Source organism: Nitrospirota bacterium, from assembly GCA_016178585.1.
In the GTDB taxonomy this organism is placed as follows: domain Bacteria; phylum Nitrospirota; class Nitrospiria; order JACQBW01; family JACQBW01; genus JACOTA01.
The window spans coordinates 1-19,302 of record JACOTA010000023.1 but is presented as its reverse complement, the minus strand read 5'-3'; the positions used below and the strand labels follow the sequence as shown (position 1 = coordinate 19,302).

The window sequence follows — 19,302 nt, the reverse complement described above, 5'->3', positions numbered from 1 at the left end:
GCTCAGAATAGCCTCTCGCCGGACTTGAATCGTTTGGATATCCACCATAGTCAACCTCCTTATTGTAGATATTATTCTACAATAACATAACCAAAAAAAAGAGGCAAATCTAAAAACCCACTTTTATGTCGCAGGCCCAATGGAAGGAAAAAGGTGGAACTATTTAAATAAATGATTTATATTATGAAAAATTAATTCCAGTTAGAATCAGGCCCTTGTGGAAAACGGTTGATTTAAAGGCTCCCTTAACATTTTTAATTGACAAAAGCTTTTCAAATACGCTTAATGAAATTTATTTTACCTGTTTTTTTTGTTTTTCTCCTATCTCCCTTTTCTTTTGCAGAAGAGCCGGCCGGCTCTATTTCTGGCAAAATCCTGTATGAAAAAGACGCTTTGCCAAAACCAGAATTATTGTTAACCAATGAAGACCAGGATTTCTGCGGAAGATATGTCCTATCAGAGCGGTTGATTATCAACTCCGACACCAAAGGGGTTAAGAATGTGGTTGTTACTCTGACAGGGGGCAATCTCCCCGGTGAAAAAACCCTTCGTCGTCCAAAAAACGGAACTCAATTTAAAAGCGACAAATGCGCCTTTTCCCCTCATATTTTAATATTTTAGCGGTTCAAACCGGCACGGTTTTAAATTTTCGAAACAGCGATCCCCTTTTGCATAATTTCCATTTTTCCGTCGACAATAGATCTCTTTTTAATCTGGCGGTGGCCCCGTTTAGTAATTTGATAAAAAGACCTCTGAACCAGGCCGGGCTGGTGCATGCAAAATGCGATATTCATAATTTCATGGAAGGGTTTATCCTCGTTGTCGATACGCCCTACTTTACCCTGACCGATGACGAGGGGGGATTCCGTCTCTCAGATGTTCCGCCGGGAAAATATACCCTATCCATCTGGCACGAGGCATTCAAAAAAATCGAAAAAGAAATCGAAGTGAAACCGAATGCGGCGCTCCAACTCTCTTTTGGGGTCATATAGAAAAACCTCCTTTTTTCCACCCTTCAAATGACGCTCTATTTTTTAGGTTGATTTATTTTTTTTCTCACGCTAAATTAGTTCAAGTTTATTTTTTTTGAACACTTGGCCGTTACTAATCTGAAAAAGTTTTTCTTTACTCTATCATGAGCAATTTAAACCAAAAAAGAATCGTGGTGACGGGCGGTTCCGGATTTTTAGGCTCTTATGTTGTTGAAAAACTTCGGGAGCGGGGTTATCCGTCCGTTTTTCCTGTTCGGAGCAAAGATTACAATCTGGTCGAACATGAAAATGTCAAACGGCTTTATAAGGATTTGCGTCCCGAGATTTTAATTCATCTGGCGGCTGTGGTAGGCGGCATCGGGGCTAACAGCGAAAATCCAGGGAGCTTTTTCTACCAGAACCTTATTATGGGAGCCCTCTTAATGGAGGAAGCCCGTCTATACGGTCTGGAAAAGTTTGTTGCCATCGGAACCATCTGCGCATATCCTAAATTTACCCCTGTTCCTTTCAAGGAAGACGCCCTCTGGGACGGTTATCCTGAAGAGACCAACGCCCCTTATGGGCTGGCCAAAAAAATGATGCTTATCCAGTCTCAGGCATACCGCCAACAATACGGGTTCAACTCAATTTATCTTCTTCCCGTCAATCTTTATGGTCCGCGCGATAATTTCGACCCCCGATCGTCTCATGTGATTCCTGCTTTAATCAAGAAATGCGTCGACGCTATCCAGCATGGGGAAAATGAAATTACGGTTTGGGGGACCGGAAGGGCTACCCGGGAGTTTCTCTATGTAGGAGATTGCGCGGAAGGGATTATTTTGGCGACTGAAAAATATAATAAGCCCGATCCTGTCAACCTGGGAGCAGGTTTTGAAATTTCCATAAAAGACCTTGCCGCCCTTATTGCGAAACTTTCAAACTTTACCGGAAAAATAAACTGGGAAACGTCCAAACCCGATGGACAACCCCGGCGTTCCCTCGATACCACCCGGGCGTCTAAAGAGTTTGGATTTAAGGCCAAAACCAGTTTTGAAGAAGGTTTAAAGAAAACCATCGAATGGTACCTTAAAACACGATAGGAATCTCAATAGGTCAACAGGAATTAATAAAGAATAAGGAGCGCGATGCTTAAGAAAAATCTTGCCATTTTATTTTTTCTCGTTATTCTCGTTATTTCGGTTCACCCTCTTTTGGCCCTGGAAGTTGACGATTATGTCCCGGCGTCCAACGTAAAAGGTCTTTCCGGTTATTATTTTATCGACTCAACCCAAACGCTCTTGAAAGGCGAGCTTAAAGCCGCCTTGTTCGGTATCGCTTTTGAAAGCGACCTGAATAACTTTAAAAAAGGTACCGTGGAAGCGGTTTTGTCAACGGGCCTTCTGGATGGGATTGAAACGGCGATGGTCATTCCTTATTTCAACCAAAGCGGCAACCTGTCAGGGATAGGTGATATTCAAATTTCAGGCAAAGTTCATTGGCTGGATCAAATAAGCGAAGACATCCCTTCGCTGGCTTTGGCGCTCACTGTTGAGTTACCGACAGGAGATCAAAATAAAGGCCTTCGAACCGTTGATTCCTATGGAGGCGACTTTGAACTCATTGCAGACGGGAAGATCGACCTGATTGATTATTCTTTTAGCTTAACGGGAGAAGCGGGCGTTTTTGCCCAGGATATCGGAAAAACCCGTGAAGAAAAATATATCCGGTACGGAGGCGGAGGCTTTTTCCCTCTCGCCGAATCGTGGGTCCTCCTTTTAGAAGGAACCGGGACAAGCAAATATGGAATAAATCAAGATTTTGGAACGGTCTCGGCATCCTTACGCTTTTTTAGAAACCCCTTTCAGCTGACCGGCGGAATCGAGAGGACCATTCCGATCGGAACCAACGCGCCTCCAAAAGGAACAGCCCTTCACGCCTCCATCAATATTTCGTTTTAGTAGGCCTTGTTTTTTGACCGTTTTGACCGTGTCATCACCGGCATCATATAAATTTCTTTTCCCCGTACCGCTTCTTTTTTTTCTGAAGCCCTCGGACGAGTCGTATAAGAGCTCCGTTCCGTTCTAGCATTGTCGTCAGAAGATGCCTGGCGGGCATAAGAATTTCGTTCCCTTCCCGCGGCTGGCCTGTTCGACGAATACCTGCTGCCAGACCTTTCATCGCGGCGCCTCGTGTTTGAGCGAAACCCCCTTGAACTTTCCTCTTTTTCGGTTACCACAACAGGTTCAACGTGATCGTGAAGGTAAAGAAGAGCGGACGCAACCTCTTCCGGTGTAAATCCGGAATAAAGCTCTTTAAGCCAGGGAGAGTATTTTTTCACGGCCCCTTTTTTCAAAGTCGTTTCAATCTGTTCCTGGACCTGACTCAACCGGGAACCCCGAACCTCATCGTCTGAAGGAATTGCTCTTTTTTCAATTTTTGCCTTCGATTGAGCCTCAATCGATTTTAAATCCCTATTTTCATGCGGCGTGATCAGCGTAATCGCCATCCCTTCTTTGCCGGCACGGCCGGTTCTCCCGATCCGGTGAATATAGGTCTCAGTATTTTTCGGAATATGATAATTGATCACATGAGAGACGGCAGAGACATTTAAACCCCGGGCGGCCACATCGGTGGCGACCAGGATTTTTATCGTCCCGTCCCTGAATTTCTTCATGACCTTGTCACGCTGGAGCTGACTGAGGTCTCCATGAATGGCCTCGCTCGGATACCCCGCTTTGATCAATCTTGCTGTCAGCTGGTCGACATTCATTTTGGTATCACAAAAGACCAGGGTAAGCGTCGGCTTGTTCACATCCATGACCCGGCAGAATGTGTCAAACCGCTGGGAATGAGGGGTTTCGTAATAAACCTGTTCGATTTTCTCTACGGTCACGTTTTTTTTGCTGATTCGGACTTCCGAAGGATGATTCATATATTTCTTGGCGATTTGAAGAATCGGCTCAGAGAGCGTGGCCGAAAACAGAAGGGTCTGACGCTCTTTGGGAACCTGCTGTAAAAGGGTGGTGATATCGTCAATAAATCCCATGTCAAGCATAACATCTGCTTCATCTAGAACCACGGTCTGAACGTCCTGAAGACGAAGCGTCTTCCGGTTTAAATGGTCGATTAACCGGCCCGGGGTTCCTACAACAATATGAACACCCCGCTTTAAACTTGCCAGCTGAATCGTAATCGCCTGTCCTCCGTAAACCGGAAGAGAAACGATCCCTTTTCCTTTTCCGATCCGGTTGAGCTCCTCGGCCACCTGAATAGCCAATTCCCGCGTGGGGGCCATAATCAAAGCCTGAAGCTTTCGGTCGGAAGGATTAATTTTTTCGATAATAGGAATTCCGAAAGCGGCTGTTTTGCCGGTTCCGGTTTGCGCCTGTCCAATGACATCGGACCCTCTCAAGGCCAATGCCAAGGTCCCAACTTGAATCGGCGAGGGCTCTTTAAATCCCATGCCGTATAAAGCGCTTAAAACCGGCGGGCTGATTTTAAAATCCTCAAACAAAACTTTCTGGGTGTTCGAGGGGGTAATGACTTCCGTGCTGACGGAGTGAGATTGACGCATCTCTCGCGTAGATGTATCCATTTAATTTTCCATTCTTTGGTATAGATTAGTTTATGATGAAAGGATAAACCCTGGCAGATCAGAGATCGAACAGAAATACAAGAGAGGATTTTCAGCAGAAACTAACTGTGGTTGATGTTAACAGGCAGCCTGTTAAATTTATTTAGCTTTTTAGTATAAAACACAACCGGGCCGAAAAGCAAGAACTATTTTTGTGCGTGATTCTCTTTAAATTAAAAAAGAACGCTTGGGCACATAAAAGAGTCCATCGATCAGTCTTTCGTTAAAGATTCCACGAATCCCCGGAAAAGGGGCATCACAAAAACCGTGGATTACCAGTACAACTCTGCGTGGGGCTGGGATACTCTACAAGAGAGTGGTTTTTTGGAAAAGGTAACGGTTCTATGCTGTCTTCAACAGTAATGATTTTGGCAATTTACTAATATTTTTAGATGCCTTATAAAGGTCCACAGCTTTTTGGGCGTTTAGCCAAAACTCCGGCGTTGTGTTAAAGGCAGCGGCTAGCTTAATTGCCATTTCCGCTGTAACACGGGTATGTCCATTGATTATCCGGTTAATCACCTTTACATCACAGTTAAGATGCAAAGCCAACTCCCCCTGAGTCAACCCGAGGGGCACCAAAAACTCTTCCTTCAAAATCTCACCCGGAGTGGTAGGATTTCTCCTAATTTTAAACATAGTACCTCCTTATTCAGTGATAATCACAAACTCGTACTTTATTGGGGCCAGAGTCCGTCCACCCGAAAACAATCCGCCATTGATCATTGATGCGAATACTATAATATCCCTTTAAGTCACCGGTAAGAGATTCCAAACGGTTTCCAGGTGGGACCTTTAAATCATTGAGAGCCTCAGCATAATGAACCATATCAAGCTTTCTCTTGACGACATTGCTAATGGAACTCCAGCCAATTCCTTTAGCCACCTTTCCAATCAGGAAAAATTGTTCTGTACCTTTGTCAAAAAAAGAACAAATGGCCATAATTATTTATACCTTATTAAGGTATACCTTGTAAAGGGTTTTTAATGAATTGTGAAAACAGCTTTTGCGAAATGATGTGTTCAGAGGCCGTTATAAAATACAACGATTGCCGTTGGAAGGGTTGTACGGACTGAAAGCTGGGATACCTTGAAGGTTCCAGGAAGGAATTTTTTATAGATTGGTCAAAAATATATAGGTAATTTATCGACCTAGGGTGTTTTATTTAGCACCAAAGAATCTATTACGAAGAATTCTGACAGATCAATCTAGCCTCATTCCAAAGACTGTCCTGGCTATGGATGACCGGTTGCGCTGTAAGTTGATTCATCAATTCCTTTAAATTTTTGATTCGATTTTCAGTGGCCGGATGGGTTGAGAGGAAGGTTAAAATAGGATCCCGGTCACTCTTACCTTTCTCAAATTTTTCAAACATTCGAATCATGGCTTCAGGCTGATATTTAGCGCTTACCAAAAGTTTCATTCCTTCTCGATCAGCCTCCTCTTCTAACTTTCTGTCGTAGTGTAACGTTTCCAACATTCTGACTCCTCGAAGACTAAAAGTACTATCATTCCCAAAATGTCCCGTTAATGAAGAAACCAGAAAACTGGTTGATGCTTGGCGAAGTATTTCACGCGTGGAATGGTGCCTGACAATATGTTGAATTTCGTGAGCCAGTACCCCGGCAAATTCATCGGGAGAATCCGTTTCTTCTAATAAACCACTGAAAACAATGATAATCCCTCCAGGCAGGGCAAATGCGTTAACAATTTTATCATTAACTATTTTCAGATGAAAATGATACGGATTATTCGGAATGGAGTCCGATAGGTCCTTTAATACGGAATCGAGAACAGTCATTAGACGTCGATCTTTACAATAATCTTCAGGAGCCGCAAACCCTTCAACAATAGACCTTCCGTATTGTTCTTCCCAAGACACCGGGACAAATTTAGCGGCTGTCAGGATGACAACCGGAAGTAATACAAAATAGAAAATCGGCGCGAAAACAAGAGTTCCAAGCAATGCAGACAATGCTATTTTTAATTTCAATTTTCTTTGTCCGGAGCGAAGTAGATGAGCCGTTTGAGTTGGAGAAAACTGATGAAGTGCCTTTAGAAAGAGTGGACTGGAAATAAGTAACGTTTCAGAAACCTGTTTGTTCCTTTTCAGTCGGAAAGGCTCGCTCGGATCTTGTTTATAAGTCAGATGAATTTGGTCAAAGGGCCAGACCATTGAAAGACTCTTACCATCTCTAACCTCAAGTCCGTTTGAGTTAAACGTGACAGTTACGGAAACCCGTACCGGCGTATTACCGTCGAGATAGATACCTTGCCATTCTGTCATCTTAAATCAGCCTTCTGTTACGAAACCCCGATGCCCATGTCCACATCCAAAATATTTCCCAAACCTTCTCCCATAGTGGAAGCATCCAGTTTTTCCTGGTGGACCGTCTCCAACTTCAACACGCCTTTATAAGTTAAATTATCAGAGAAAAACCGATTGGTCCGAACGATGACCCAGGGATAAGCCAAACCAATTGAAAGGATTAGGAGGAGAGCATTCCCAACATATAACAAACAGTATTTCGATCCCTTTATTTCGGAACAGAATTCACCCTTAGCATAAGTTGTGTGATTTAAGAAATAACGTTTTTGAACTGCAAAAAACCAAAACCAGGACAAACCCAATGTCGGAAGAGTTAAAAATAAAGCTTTACAGAATGGCCACATTAAATCTTGACCTTTTCCATCAAAGGAAAATTTTTCGTTCCCAAAAAAAGACTGCGAAACAAAAAAAGCATATTGTTTTGCTGCAAAAACTGGATAGTAAAGTCCTAATGTAACAAGATTCAAAAATATTCCTGCCACGTAAAATTCGACAAAGTGTTTGACGTGCCCTCGGAACGAAAATCGAATTTCTCTCCAGGAGGTTCGGCTTAGGCGATAACGGTAGCGACCGATTTTAGCTACCGGAATCAATAATACAATGGTCAAAAAATAGATTCCCTGTCCCACACCGTGCCAGATTGAATTCGCTGGAAAAAATTTTATCCCAGAATATAAGCCGTAAAGAAATCCCAAAATTAGAGAGGCTTTTATAGAACCGATAAAGACTTCTTTTCCAGTTCCATGGAAATGGAATCTATCCCCCATGAACTCAATCTGACTAAAAAGATACCTTCTCACTTTAACTTTAGCCCACGCATAATAGATTCCAACTGTTATAAATATTAGAAAAAGGTTAATTAAATGAATTTGGAAAAAGAAACTCCCTTTTCCATAAAAAAAGAATTGGAAGGTTGGTTTGTCTACAGGAACAATGGGATCAACAGTAACCGGAGCATTTTCAGGAGGCTCGACTTTCTTCGCAATTTCAATCGGAGGGGTACTTACGGAATGGATGGTTCTTGCTGGACCGATTTTTCCTGTTGGGCTTCCACACGACTCGCATTCTGACTTTAGCGCTTGTGTGAGACCGCATTTTGGACAGATCATACTTTGAAAACTCATTTCTCCCCCCTGCAAGAAAACTATTCTCCTGACTTAACAGGATATTAATTCATAGTATATCCAATATTATTAACCGCGCAACCTGGTTTGAGCATTTAGGGGATTTGACGTTCGCTAAATTCGCGCTAAACTTATTTCTAAAGACTCAAGGTCACGTACTAATTTTCGTTAATTGGATAAAAGTATGAGGTTATATAAGAACTGGAAAATTTATATTATCGTATTTGGGATTTTTATTTTTTGGGCAACATTCACCGTTGGAATTAACTTTATAGCTAGAAACACGGGCGTTTTGTTTACACCCGAGTTTATGACCCGCCATGCTATTAACGGTTTTGTTCAATATGAACTTGGGAACTACCTTAAGGCCTCCAAAGAATATGAAATCCATTATCAAATTTACAATAAGATGCTGCACAATCGACAGAAAATGTGGATTGCCAAAAAAAATAAACATGAGAATAATAAAAATAATACCCAGATAGAAATTGAGAGTAACAAAAACAAATCCCCTGAGATGTTAGGGAACTTAGCTTGGTATTACTATTCGGAAGGAAGCTTTAAAGAAGCAAAAAAACTAGCTCTGACGGCGCTTGAAATCGATCCATCAAATGATAATGCGCTGTTTACGCTTTCGCGACTTTTTTTCGACGAAAATAATTTTGAAGATGTCCTATCTTTGACAAACCAACTCTTAGAAAGAAACCAGGACCATACGGATGTGCTGATTCTTCAATCGGCGGTTTATTCCAAACAAAATCAATATAACAAAGCTATAGATAGTCTTAATAGAGGATTACGTGATTATAAGGGATCATTTGAAACAGAATCCTTCATCACGGCTCTTAAAACAGTTGGAGAACTGATGAGCCTGCCTGAAGAAAAACGACCCAATTGTCTTCTTGCGCACTACCACAGATACCTGCGGATATTTGATATTTCACAGGGAAAGATCGCCATCAAGTATGCCCAAAAGGCGATTGAAAAAAATGATCGGCCGGATGAAGCTTATATGACAATTGGACTTGTAAATTATAAAATTGGCAATTATGAGGCGGCTTTAGAAAATTTGTTTAAGGCAATATCCCTTAACCATAACAATAGTAGAGCTCTTGACAGAATTTCGACCATTTATGCTGACCGCAACGATCTCTTGAATGAGTATCATGCGACTCAAAATTTAGCAAAATCAACTCCAGATGATCCATTTTATACCGTATGGCATGTTCGGTTTTTACGCAATAAACTGGGCGATTATCAACAAGCCCTAACTGTCGTTGAAAATACCCTTAGGTCACATCCTGACGATCCCCAATTGCTCCATCAAGCCGGCTTGACCTATTATGAAATGGGGAATTATACGCAGGCTTTGGAATTTGAACAAAAAGCAGTAAAGTATGATCCAAATACATTTTATATTCATGAAGCGATAGGTCGAATAGCTGAAGTGGAAGGAAGGTACACAGAAGCCTATAATGCATACGATACCGCTTTAAAATTGGCTCCATTTTCTTCAGAGGTACATCTCGATCTAGAACGTGTTTATGAGGCTCAAAAACGGTATAAAGACGCCATCAAGGAATATAAAGTGGCTTTCGAACTCGGGGAAGATAATATCTATTATATAACTTCCTTTTGCCAACTCTATTATAAGATTTCAGAATATCAATATGCCGTGGATTGTTTTAAAGATGTACTAAAACGTGATCCGGAAAATAATGCAGCAAAAGGTTTGTTGTCACAAAGTCTTCAAAATATAAACCGACAGACATCCAAATAATGAAATCATTAGCTAAAACCCGTATAAAAATAAATTTAAAGAACGCCACAGGTTATGCAGTTATTTATTATTATCTGCTCACCCAATTGTTTTTTTGGACGGTTTCAACTCATACTAAATTTGGAATTGCCGCTCATTCTCTCAACATTACAGGAGTTTGGATCGGTTCAATTTTTTGTTTCTTAACTACAATTCTTTTAATCAAGCATCTTTTCTATTTTATGGTAAGGCATTTTTCATCGAAAGAGCCCATCCCGCAACCTTCCGGTCCCTTTAATATAGCTGAAAAGACGTTTAATTTCTTTGGGTGGTGCTTTTTATTTGCAACAGTTATGGTCTATCTGAACTCAAGATTTGATAGTGAGTACCCGGGCTATTATTCGGCAAAGATCATGGCAATTAAAGAAAATAAACTTTTATTTGATTATGGTCCCAGGTTTACCTCCTTATTACTGGACGTCAATAATCCGGCGAATCAAAAAATGTCACTCGTTATGACCAAAACAAATTCAAATGATCACTGGAATGGGGAACCCCTAAAGATTCTCATCCGACATGGCGACTTAGGATTGCCCTGGATTGAATGGTATGAACGGGATGATGCGACAATGTCAAAAGAAGTGTTAAAAGAATTTCCAAATGCTGCTATGGCTTGGAAAAATCTTCTAAGAACTTATATGCGTTTTGGGGAATGGACAAATTTATCTCAAAAGGGACTGACATATCTTAAGTTAAATCCATCCGATTACAGTTTTTTTGAAACAATCGCGTCTTTCTTAACTAACGCTTCGCATGATAAAGAAGCTTTGCCATTTTATGAACATGTCATTTCACATATTCCGTCTGCTAAAACTTTATTGTCCTATGGCATAGGACTCCATAATTCCGGGAATAATAAAAGAGCTGTTTCTGTTCTTGAACAGGCTGTTGCTATTGACCCAAATGATTCGGAAATTTATTTCTTCCTGGGCGTGGCTCATTATGACCTTCAAGAATGGAAAGACTCATTAAGCAATTTTCAAAAAGTTTTAGAGTTCCGTCCGAATTTTCCTCAGGTGGAGGGTCTTGTTTCAGATCTTAAGAAGAAGTTGGATGTAAAAACATCGATGTAAAGAAATCAAAACTCTGCTACGAACACCCTTTATTTTCAAATAAAGATCTTCTAAAACAAGACACTCTCTCACGAAATTTCTCCTTCAGAACTCCTACCAAAGTAATTTTCAGAGAAGGAATATCCCTTTCAGGACAAATTTCGATCCATAACTAACGATTAGCGGGATGCAGGATTCATCCCAAGAACAGAGTTAGAAAGCTGTCATTGCGAACAAAGTGAAGCAATCTCAAGATTTTACGATAAGATTGCCACGCACCCTTCGGTGCTCGCAATGACATGATTAATAAGTGGGTGCGAAGTCTATCGCTGGTCTTGGGCGGGTTATCTGGTATTTGAAGAGAGACCTTCCAGAAACATCCTTTTATATTGATCCTATTGAAAGAACAAGCAGTTCGCCCTTCATGTCCGGATGGAGATCGCATCGGAACGGAAAATTCCCTGGACGGTTAGGGAGAAAGTGAATCCGGACGGTTTTTCCAGAGTCGATATGAACACCTTTTATCCCTTTCCCCAAGGTTGTTACACCGTTGGATTCAACCAGGACATCAAGATCCGCCAGGAGTGTGGAAGTGAACCCATGGGTAATTTGATCCTGGTTATGGATAACAATCGACGCGGCCTGATCCGGCTTAAGAATCCCTCCCTGGAATTCAAACGTTGAATTTCGTATGATGATCTCCACCTCACCGCTTGTCTGGTCCGTGGGATCCGCTGAATAGGCGGAAAAACCTGAAAAAGTTAAAACCCACATCAATAGAAAAACCCCGGTTCGGACATACTGATTTAAATTCCCCATGTAAAAACCTCCTCTAATGAATATCCCAATATCGGCAATTCATTTATAGAACAATTTATCATCCCCTTACCATTAGAAATTTTTCGGGAATCCGAAAACACCAATATTATAATCTCAGGAATTGCGCGAAAAAGGGGAAGAACAATCCGCATTTTACAATAGATCCGAAACAAATCAGACAGATTTTCCTCTGGGAATTTCTAAGTTTTTATCAATAGTGCCTACACTGGTTTGAATCGTCAAAATATTAAAATTGGTTGGAATGTTTTCTGGAATTTCTATGATAATTTCTTTTTCAGTCCATCGTGTCATTTCCATCTCCGATTGATTAATAAACACCTTCCCTTTTGAGGATTCAAAATTGTACCCCTGAATTTCTAATCTAAAACCAGATCGTGCCTCCTTAAAGCTAATGTGTTGAAGAATCGGAGCCTTCAATCCAATCTTTATCGCCTCCTCTATTTTTTCCGGATTAAATTCAAGGGTAGCCGGAGGCAATGCCTTCAGGGGACGAATGACGTGAATATCCACATGTTTTTTTCCAGTCACCAGGTTTTTCAACCGGGCTTCGAGGATATCCGATTCCATCATGGAAGTGATCATCATATCGAGTGAGGCGTTGACGATATCCGGAATGGTTGAAATTTCTGAGATTCTCGGTCGGACAGGTGAATTCAAGATACAATAAAGGCGGTCCGCCCCGGCATCAATAGCGGCCCCAATGGGGGCATTATGTGTGAGACCTCCATCCACCAGCATGTGTTGATTCATCGGAAACGGAGAAAAAAGTCCGGGAATCGGCACGCTTGCAAGAATGGCATCAATGATATTTGCTGCTGTTAAGGGAATTGCCAACCTCTTTGGGGAATCGCCCCTTATGAGAGTTTTATTGGTAAAAGTAACCCTCTTTTTTGAAACAAGATCATCCGCAATAATAATGAGGTGTATTTGTGATTCGATGATCTTTTTGAAATCAATCGTATTCTGAAGTAATTTCAGGAAAGGTTTGTTATCGTAAATTGCCTTTTTGGAATTAACAATCCAGTAAATGAGGCCGGACGGAATCAAAAAAGCAAGCCATAATGGAATTCGTAAACGGTAAATATCCGATGCGGAAATATTTCTCCAAAGGTCCAGCAGTTGAGTTTGTTGATTTCCAGCGATCAAAGTGGCATTGAAAGCTCCGGCAGAAGTTCCCGTTACGATATCAAATGAAAAGTCTAGCTGGTTTAGGGATTGGACAACACCTGCTTCGTAAGCCGCCTTGGCGCCTCCTCCGGAAAGAATAAGAGCGTTTTTCATTTTATAGAAAACCTTTGCGTAGATTAAAGCGATCTAATTTCGTGATTTCCGGGCGATTAAAAAATCGGTCCTGTCGTAAAGTTTGGATTATTTTTACGTTCGATTTCATAGTTGCAAGGACGGATAGAACTGCTCTATGGTTCACCAATACAAGACACTAAAAACCTTATGTTTGCGGATCTCCGTAAAATCTCGCCGATTACAAGTAATTAATGTGGCCCCAATCTCTCTGGCAGATAGGGCGATCAAGACATCAAAGGCCAACTCTCGCATCTTAGCCGGACCAAAACCATTTTTCTTGCTAATAAGGGAAATGATTTCGCCAGACTCTATCCAATGACGCTCCGAAGGGGTAATGATACGCACGTTTTTAGCCAAATCTGATACAAATTGGAGTTCTAGATCCGCTCTTGCCCCTCGACGCAATTCATGTAGAACAACAGCAGAACACCGGATGATCCATGGAGATCGAAGCAGTCCGAGTGAAAAACGTCCGGTTCTAAAATTTTCAATATAAACCGACGTATCCAGAATGGCCAGATTACCGGTCGGCAAAAGAATCCTTCTTCCCCACACCGCTATATTTTCGGAGGATAGAGTCGTGAATGGCTTTTTCTGTAACCAAAGCCAACGCCTGCTCAATCGTTTCTGTTACCGTAACAGAACCCAAAGCTTTCCGGGCTTTGGCTAACTGACTTTTATCTAATCGCACTGTGACTTGTGATTTTGGCATACCGCCTCCTGTTATGTCTTACATATTATATAATTATGTATTACGTTGTCAAGCATGGAAACGACCAAGAACAGAGATAGAAAGTTGTCATTGCGAGCGAAGCGAAGCAATCTCGCCATCGTGAACCGAGATCGCCACGCACCCTGCGGGCGCTCGCGATGACAGGCAAAACAAGGAGTTGCAAATCCTATCTCTGTTCCTGGGACGAAACAGGAGTGAGGATTGGTCGACGGCAGAATAAACGGGCATAAAGAAGTTCCGGCCTGCCTGTTTTATTCGAGGACATTGTCTTTTATCGGCGCCCTGCGTCGCTGGCGCCATTCAAAAAAATTTTGCTGAAAAGTTTCAAAATATAGATAGATCACGGGGGTAATGTAAAGGGTGACCAGCTGGGAAACCAGCAATCCACCGACAACTGCCAAACCAAGAGGTCTCCGGGTGTCTGACCCCGCGCCGAAGCCAATCGCGATCGGGAGCGTTCCCATTAAAGCCGCCATCGTCGTCATCATAATCGGACGGAAGCGGATCAGACATCCCTGATAAATGGCGTCAAAAGCGTTTTTTCCTTCGTTTCGCCGGGCGTTGAGCGCAAAATCAATCATCATAATAGCGTTTTTCTTCACGATTCCCAATAACATCAAAAGCCCCACAAAGCCAAAGATATTAAGTTCCATGTGAAAAAGCATTAGCGTCGCCAACGCTCCGAAGGCCGCGGAAGGAAGACCCGACAGGATTGTAATGGGATGAATAAAACTCTCGTAAAGAATGCCCAGGACGATATAAATGACCAGAAAAGACAAAATGAAAAGGATGGAAAGGCCTTGAAAAGAGGATTGGAAAGCCTGGGCCACTCCTTTGAAAGTGGCATTCAGGGTGGCGGGAAGGTTTAATTCACGCCCAACTTTTTCAATTTTCTTTACAGCATCGCTTAAGGAAACGCCCGGCTCCAGGTTAAAAGAAATCGTCACGGAGGGAAGTTGGCCCAGGTGTGCCACGGTCAGCGGACCCACGCCCGGATTAAGCCTGGCGACACTATTTAACGGGACAAGCTGCCCTGTGGAGGCCCGGATATAGAGCAACGATAGCGCATTTGGATTTAATTGGAATTCCGGGTCCAATTCCATAATCACCCAATATTGATCCGAAGGGGTATAAATCGTTGAGACTTGACGCGCCCCATAGGCGTTATAAAGGGCGCTTTCGATCTGATCAGCCCTTACTCCGAGGGAGGAAGCTTTATCCCGATCGATTTCGACGTTGATCTGAGGCGTCGTAATTTCTAAATCGCTGTTCACGTCCTGAAACCCCGGCAAAGTCCGGATTTTGGATTCCAGGACGGGCGCCCATTGATAGAGTTCCTGAATGTCAACATCTTGCAGGGTATACTGGTACAGGCTTTTGGTGAGCTGGCCTCCAATTCGAATGGTGGGAAGATTCTGTGGAAAAGCTTTAATGCCTGTAACCGCAGCCAGCTTTGGACGCAGCTCCTGAATCACCTGCTCGACATCGGGACGTTGGGAACGTGGTTTCAAACGCATAAATATTCTGCCCGTATTTCCTGTCACGTTTGGGCCTCCAGCCCCAATGGCCGACATAAAATTTTCCACATAGGGATCCTGCTGGACAATTTTGGCCAATGCCTGCTGGTGTGTTTTCATGGATTCAAAAGAAATATCCTGGGACCCCTGTGTAAAAGCAAAAATCAAGCCCGTATCACTATTAGGAATAAAGCCTTTAGGAATAATCATAAATAAATAAACCGAAGCCATAAAAAGAATACCAAATATCAGGATAACCAGCCTGCGGTGCGCTAATGAAAATCTTAGACTCCTGTCGTAAATGCCCAGCAACCATTCAAAGAATCTCTCGAAAAGATTATAAAGCCGGCCATGTTTTTCCGACCGGTGAACTTTTAGAAGCCTGCTGCAGAGCATAGGCGTGAGCGTCAGGGAGACAAAACCTGATACCACAACGGTTGTGATGATCGTCACTGAAAATTCGTGCAAAAGCCTTCCTAAAATTCCTCCCATTAAGAGGACCGGAATGAATACTGCCGCGAGAGAAACGGTCATCGAAACGATCGTGAAACCGATTTCCCTGGAGCCCTTCAGCGTTGCCGGTAAAACTTCTTCTCCTTTTTCCAGATGGCGCACAATATTTTCAAGCATCACGATCGCGTCATCGACTACGAATCCCACAGAAAGCGTCAACGCCATCAAAGAGAGATTATCAATACTGTAACCCAATAAATATAAGACGCTGAAAGTTCCCATAATGGAGATGGGCAAAGCAAGACTGGGAATGAGGGTGGCAGGAAGTTTGCGAAGGAATAAAAAGATCACCAGGATAACCAGGCCAATGGCCAAAATCAGGGTGAATTTCACCTCATTAATGGATGCAAGAATGGACACGGAGCGGTCATAGAGGACTTCAAACCTTACTGAAGCGGGCATTTGCCCCCGGAATACCGGCAACAGTTTTTTGATGGCATCGGCTACCTCGACGGTATTTGTGCCAGGCTGGCGTTGAATGGCCAGAACAATGGCTCGCGTATCGTTGTACCAGCTTGCCACCTTGTCATTCTGGACACTGTCAATGACTCTTCCCAGCTCTTCCAGCCGGACGGGAGACCCGTTCCGGTAGGCCACAATCAGCTGACGATAAGCGGCGGCATTGGTGAGTTGTCCTGAAGCCTGGACGGTAAAAGCCTGGTGGGCGCCATAAAGCGTCCCGGTGGGAAGATTCACATTTTGCTGACTGATCGCTCCCGCAACTTCGTCGATTCCGAGCCCGCGCGAGGCCATAGCCGCGGGATCAAGCTGAACCCGCACAGCATATTTTTGCGAACCGAAAACCTGTACCTGTGCGACTCCGCTGATCGTTGAAATACGTTGCGCAATCATGTTCTCCGCATATTCATCGATTTTTGAGAGAGGAAGCAAAGGGGAACTTAAAGCCAGGAAAAGAATCGGCTGATCGGCGGGATTAACCTTCTGGTAGGTCGGGGGGCTTGGCATGCCGGGAGGGAGGTTTTTCTGGGCGGCAACTATCGCCGATTGGATATCCTGCGCGGCCGCATCAATATTTCGATCCAGGGAAAATTGAACGGTGATTTGAGTGATGCCGCGGCCATTGATCGAGGTCATGGAATCGATCCCCGCAATGGTCGAAAACTGTTTTTCCAGGGGGGTTGCGACGGAGGAAGCCATGGTCTCGGCGCTGGCTCCCGGCAAATTTGCGGAGACTGAGAGGGTGGGAAAATCCACATCGGGAAGTTCGCTGACAGGCAATGCCCGGTAGCCGATAATGCCAAATAAAAAAATACCGGCCATCAAAAGCGTTGTCATAACCGGTCGCCGGATGCATAGCTCGGGAATATTCATTTTTGATTTTCTTGGGAATGTGCCGGCGAACCCGAATCCCGGACCACGACTTTTGACCCTGGGACCAGGCGAAGCTGTCCGTCGGTCACAACCTGGTCGCCTGGCGAAACCCCTTTTTCGATGACAGCTTCTTCATCCATCACGCTTTCAACAACCACAGAACGGAATTCCACCGTGAAGCCCGGGTTTATGACATAAAGGAACTGACCGGTCTGTCCTGTTTGTACAGCCCGCGACGGAACAACGATGGCGTTGTCCTGTTTTGTGACAAACAAATCAACATTGACAAACTGTCCGGGCCATAAGGTTTTATTCTGGTTTGAAAAAAGGCCTTTTAACTGAATCATTCCGGTCTGTAAATCAACCGCATTGTCGACAAACGTAAGGTCCCCCAGAACAGAGGATCCTTCTTTGCCGGGAACGGCCGCCTCGACCTTTAATTTTCCCAAAGCTCTATATTTTCTGATTTCCGGCAGATAACGGCCTGGGACTGAAAAAGACACATAGATGGGGCGGACCTGGTTAATGACCAGAAGCACCAGGTCATTGGCTTTGACCACGTTTCCCTCATGAACAAGAAGGTTCCCGGTGATCCCATCGATCGGAGAACGGATAAAACAGTACTCAAGCTGAAGTTTCGCATTTTCTATCGCCGCTTCATCGCCAAGAAGCGTTCCTTCGAGAGCCTGAGAATTGGCTAAAATCCGCTCATATTGTTCACTTGCCACATAACCGTTTTTTACTAATTCTTGATATCGGTTAACCTCCTTGCGGGCATTTTCAGCCTGAGCCCGGTCCTTTGCCAGGTTGGCCTCAGCCTGCTTGAGCTGAGCTTCAAAGGGGCGGGAATCCAATGTAAAAACCAGATCTCCTTTTTTAACATATTCCCCTTCTTTAAAATTAACCTTTTGAAGGGTCCCGCCGACCTGTGCCTTTACACTGACGGTTGAATAGGCCTGACCATTGCCAATGGCATGGATTTTAACGGGAACGGTTTTCTGAACGGCCCGGGCCGTTGTAACGGGAACAGCCTCGGCCGCCTTTGGTTTTCTGGCAGGGGATTGCTGGGTTGTTTGAACGGAGCAATTTGTGAAAATAAGGAAAATGATTGAGAACAAAAATGAAATTTTCATTAGGGGCGGGTTTAAAATTCCTTGCCTGTTTTTAAATTGACTGGCCCTGATTATAGCCTAACTTTCACAGATTTTCTTCTGCTTTTTGAGGCAATGACCGGAATTCTTTTCTTACGTCAAAAATAAACTTTTTTCGGTTAAACGGGTCTGAACGATTTAGGGATGTCATCAAAGGCCGGCAGTCCGTCAATGCTTCGCAGATTTTTTTCCCGGCGATACGCTTCTAGTTTGTCTGCGCCCTTTGCTCTAGCCCACTTTTCAAGAGCATCCCGGTCCCCCTTATAATCAAAAAATGGGACTGCATAGCCGCAAGAATCGGATATTCGGCTTATTCTGACCCGTATGAAGGCCCTCGTTCCTGAATTTTCAGGAAAAAACGTTACGAAAAAAGGGTATTCTGGAAGGCCGGGGGTAACGGCCTCCCCCCTCCCATGTAACCGGACAATCCTGGGAGGGCCTTCAAACGCGCAGAACATCACAACAATTCGGCTATTTTCCCGAAGATGGGAGATCGTCTCCGCGCCGCTTCCCGTGAGATCCTGATAAACAACAGTTAACGGGTCGATGACCTTAAAAGAATCTCCTCCCTTGGGAGAGCAATTCACATGTCCATCGCGCGCGATCGGCGCGGTGGCTACAAAAAATACCCGCTGTTGCTTTATCCATGCAGACATTTCGTCGTCGATTTTTTCGTAAATTTTGGCCATAATCCATCCTCCCTTGCCCGGGGTCATTACCCCAAACATATTGATTAAAAGAGCCGTATTTTTAGTTTCTCCTTTAAATTTTGCCACGGATGCCGTCCCATTTTCCAATAAAAGCCACCCTTCATAAAAAAATTATTTTAATGGGCATAACTAGTGAACGAAAATGCAGAAAACCCTTGATAGTCCGTGTTGAAAACGATTTTATGCACCTGAAGATAACCGCTTTTAGTTGAGAAACATATAGTCGTATGTTAAAATGACCGCGCTATTATTGATCAAAACAGCGTTCATGGGG

At 43.4% G+C, this 19,302-nt stretch carries 18 protein-coding genes; 6 read left to right on the top strand and 12 right to left on the bottom strand.

The window, feature by feature from the left end:
* The first annotated feature begins 285 nt into the window (after positions 1 to 285).
* The 4 genes from HYR79_04320 to HYR79_04305 all read left to right on the top strand — a co-directional run bounded on the left by HYR79_04320 (position 286) and on the right by HYR79_04305 (position 2,929).
* Positions 286 to 621: a hypothetical protein gene (locus HYR79_04320; protein MBI1820914.1), complete on the top strand. Its 336-nt coding sequence runs from the start codon at positions 286 to 288 to the stop codon at positions 619 to 621.
* Positions 588 to 992: a hypothetical protein gene (locus HYR79_04315; protein MBI1820913.1), complete on the top strand. Its 405-nt coding sequence runs from the start codon at positions 588 to 590 to the stop codon at positions 990 to 992. The genes HYR79_04320 and HYR79_04315 overlap by 34 nt, the downstream gene beginning before the upstream one ends.
* A gap of 143 nt (positions 993 to 1,135) precedes the next feature.
* The gene (locus HYR79_04310) at positions 1,136 to 2,071 is read left to right on the top strand and encodes a GDP-L-fucose synthase (GenBank protein ID MBI1820912.1); all 936 of its coding nucleotides are present in this window, start codon (positions 1,136 to 1,138) and stop codon (positions 2,069 to 2,071) included.
* A 45-nt stretch (positions 2,072 to 2,116) separates the two neighbouring features.
* Complete coding sequence (locus tag HYR79_04305; protein ID MBI1820911.1) at positions 2,117 to 2,929, top strand: transporter; 813 nt, start codon at positions 2,117 to 2,119, stop codon at positions 2,927 to 2,929.
* Here the strand turns inward: HYR79_04305 and HYR79_04300 are convergent.
* The 5 genes from HYR79_04300 to HYR79_04280 form a co-directional block, all read right to left on the bottom strand.
* A complete protein-coding gene (locus HYR79_04300; protein ID MBI1820910.1) occupies positions 2,926 to 4,566 on the bottom strand; it encodes a DEAD/DEAH box helicase in 1,641 nt (546 codons plus the stop codon). The two genes, HYR79_04305 and HYR79_04300, sit on opposite strands and share 4 nt — an antisense overlap.
* Positions 4,567 to 4,947: 381 nt before the next feature.
* Complete coding sequence (locus tag HYR79_04295) at positions 4,948 to 5,244, bottom strand: HigA family addiction module antidote protein (protein ID MBI1820909.1); 297 nt, start codon at positions 5,242 to 5,244, stop codon at positions 4,948 to 4,950.
* A 13-nt stretch (positions 5,245 to 5,257) separates the two neighbouring features.
* Positions 5,258 to 5,548, bottom strand: coding sequence for a type II toxin-antitoxin system RelE/ParE family toxin (locus HYR79_04290; GenBank protein ID MBI1820908.1), 291 nt, complete (start codon positions 5,546 to 5,548; stop codon positions 5,258 to 5,260).
* A 241-nt stretch (positions 5,549 to 5,789) separates the two neighbouring features.
* Positions 5,790 to 6,599, bottom strand: a complete 810-nt coding sequence (locus HYR79_04285; protein ID MBI1820907.1) for a M48 family metallopeptidase — start codon at positions 6,597 to 6,599, stop codon at positions 5,790 to 5,792.
* A gap of 311 nt (positions 6,600 to 6,910) precedes the next feature.
* Positions 6,911 to 8,059, bottom strand: coding sequence for a DUF898 domain-containing protein (locus HYR79_04280; protein MBI1820906.1), 1,149 nt, complete (start codon positions 8,057 to 8,059; stop codon positions 6,911 to 6,913).
* A gap of 184 nt (positions 8,060 to 8,243) precedes the next feature.
* On the opposite strand from HYR79_04280, the gene HYR79_04275 reads away from it, so the two are divergent.
* Together HYR79_04275 and HYR79_04270 are read left to right on the top strand one after the other, a co-directional pair.
* Positions 8,244 to 9,839 (top strand): tetratricopeptide repeat protein, encoded by a 1,596-nt coding sequence (locus tag HYR79_04275; protein ID MBI1820905.1) that lies wholly within the window; start codon positions 8,244 to 8,246, stop codon positions 9,837 to 9,839.
* On the top strand, positions 9,839 to 10,951 hold the full coding sequence (locus tag HYR79_04270) for a tetratricopeptide repeat protein (protein ID MBI1820904.1): 1,113 nt from the start codon (positions 9,839 to 9,841) through the stop codon (positions 10,949 to 10,951). The genes HYR79_04275 and HYR79_04270 overlap by 1 nt, the downstream gene beginning before the upstream one ends.
* Positions 10,952 to 11,314: 363 nt before the next feature.
* Here the strand turns inward: HYR79_04270 and HYR79_04265 are convergent, their stop codons facing one another.
* From HYR79_04265 to HYR79_04235, 7 genes are all read right to left on the bottom strand, one after another.
* Entirely contained in the window at positions 11,315 to 11,749 is a 435-nt protein-coding gene (locus HYR79_04265; protein ID MBI1820903.1) for a cupredoxin domain-containing protein, read from the bottom strand.
* A gap of 174 nt (positions 11,750 to 11,923) precedes the next feature.
* Entirely contained in the window at positions 11,924 to 13,051 is a 1,128-nt protein-coding gene (locus HYR79_04260) for a patatin-like phospholipase family protein (GenBank protein ID MBI1820902.1), read from the bottom strand.
* Positions 13,052 to 13,192: 141 nt separating this feature from the next.
* Positions 13,193 to 13,606, bottom strand: coding sequence for a PIN domain-containing protein (locus HYR79_04255; protein MBI1820901.1), 414 nt, complete (start codon positions 13,604 to 13,606; stop codon positions 13,193 to 13,195).
* Positions 13,593 to 13,784, bottom strand: a complete 192-nt coding sequence (locus HYR79_04250) for a hypothetical protein (protein ID MBI1820900.1) — start codon at positions 13,782 to 13,784, stop codon at positions 13,593 to 13,595. Before HYR79_04250 ends, HYR79_04255 begins: the two co-directional genes overlap by 14 nt.
* A gap of 272 nt (positions 13,785 to 14,056) precedes the next feature.
* Entirely contained in the window at positions 14,057 to 17,167 is a 3,111-nt protein-coding gene (locus HYR79_04245; protein MBI1820899.1) for an efflux RND transporter permease subunit, read from the bottom strand.
* Positions 17,164 to 18,300, bottom strand: a complete 1,137-nt coding sequence (locus HYR79_04240) for an efflux RND transporter periplasmic adaptor subunit (protein MBI1820898.1) — start codon at positions 18,298 to 18,300, stop codon at positions 17,164 to 17,166. The genes HYR79_04245 and HYR79_04240 overlap by 4 nt, the downstream gene beginning before the upstream one ends.
* A 137-nt stretch (positions 18,301 to 18,437) precedes the next feature.
* Positions 18,438 to 19,007, bottom strand: a complete 570-nt coding sequence (locus tag HYR79_04235) for a pyridoxamine 5'-phosphate oxidase family protein (protein ID MBI1820897.1) — start codon at positions 19,005 to 19,007, stop codon at positions 18,438 to 18,440.
* Between the last annotated feature and the right edge of the window lie 295 nt (positions 19,008 to 19,302).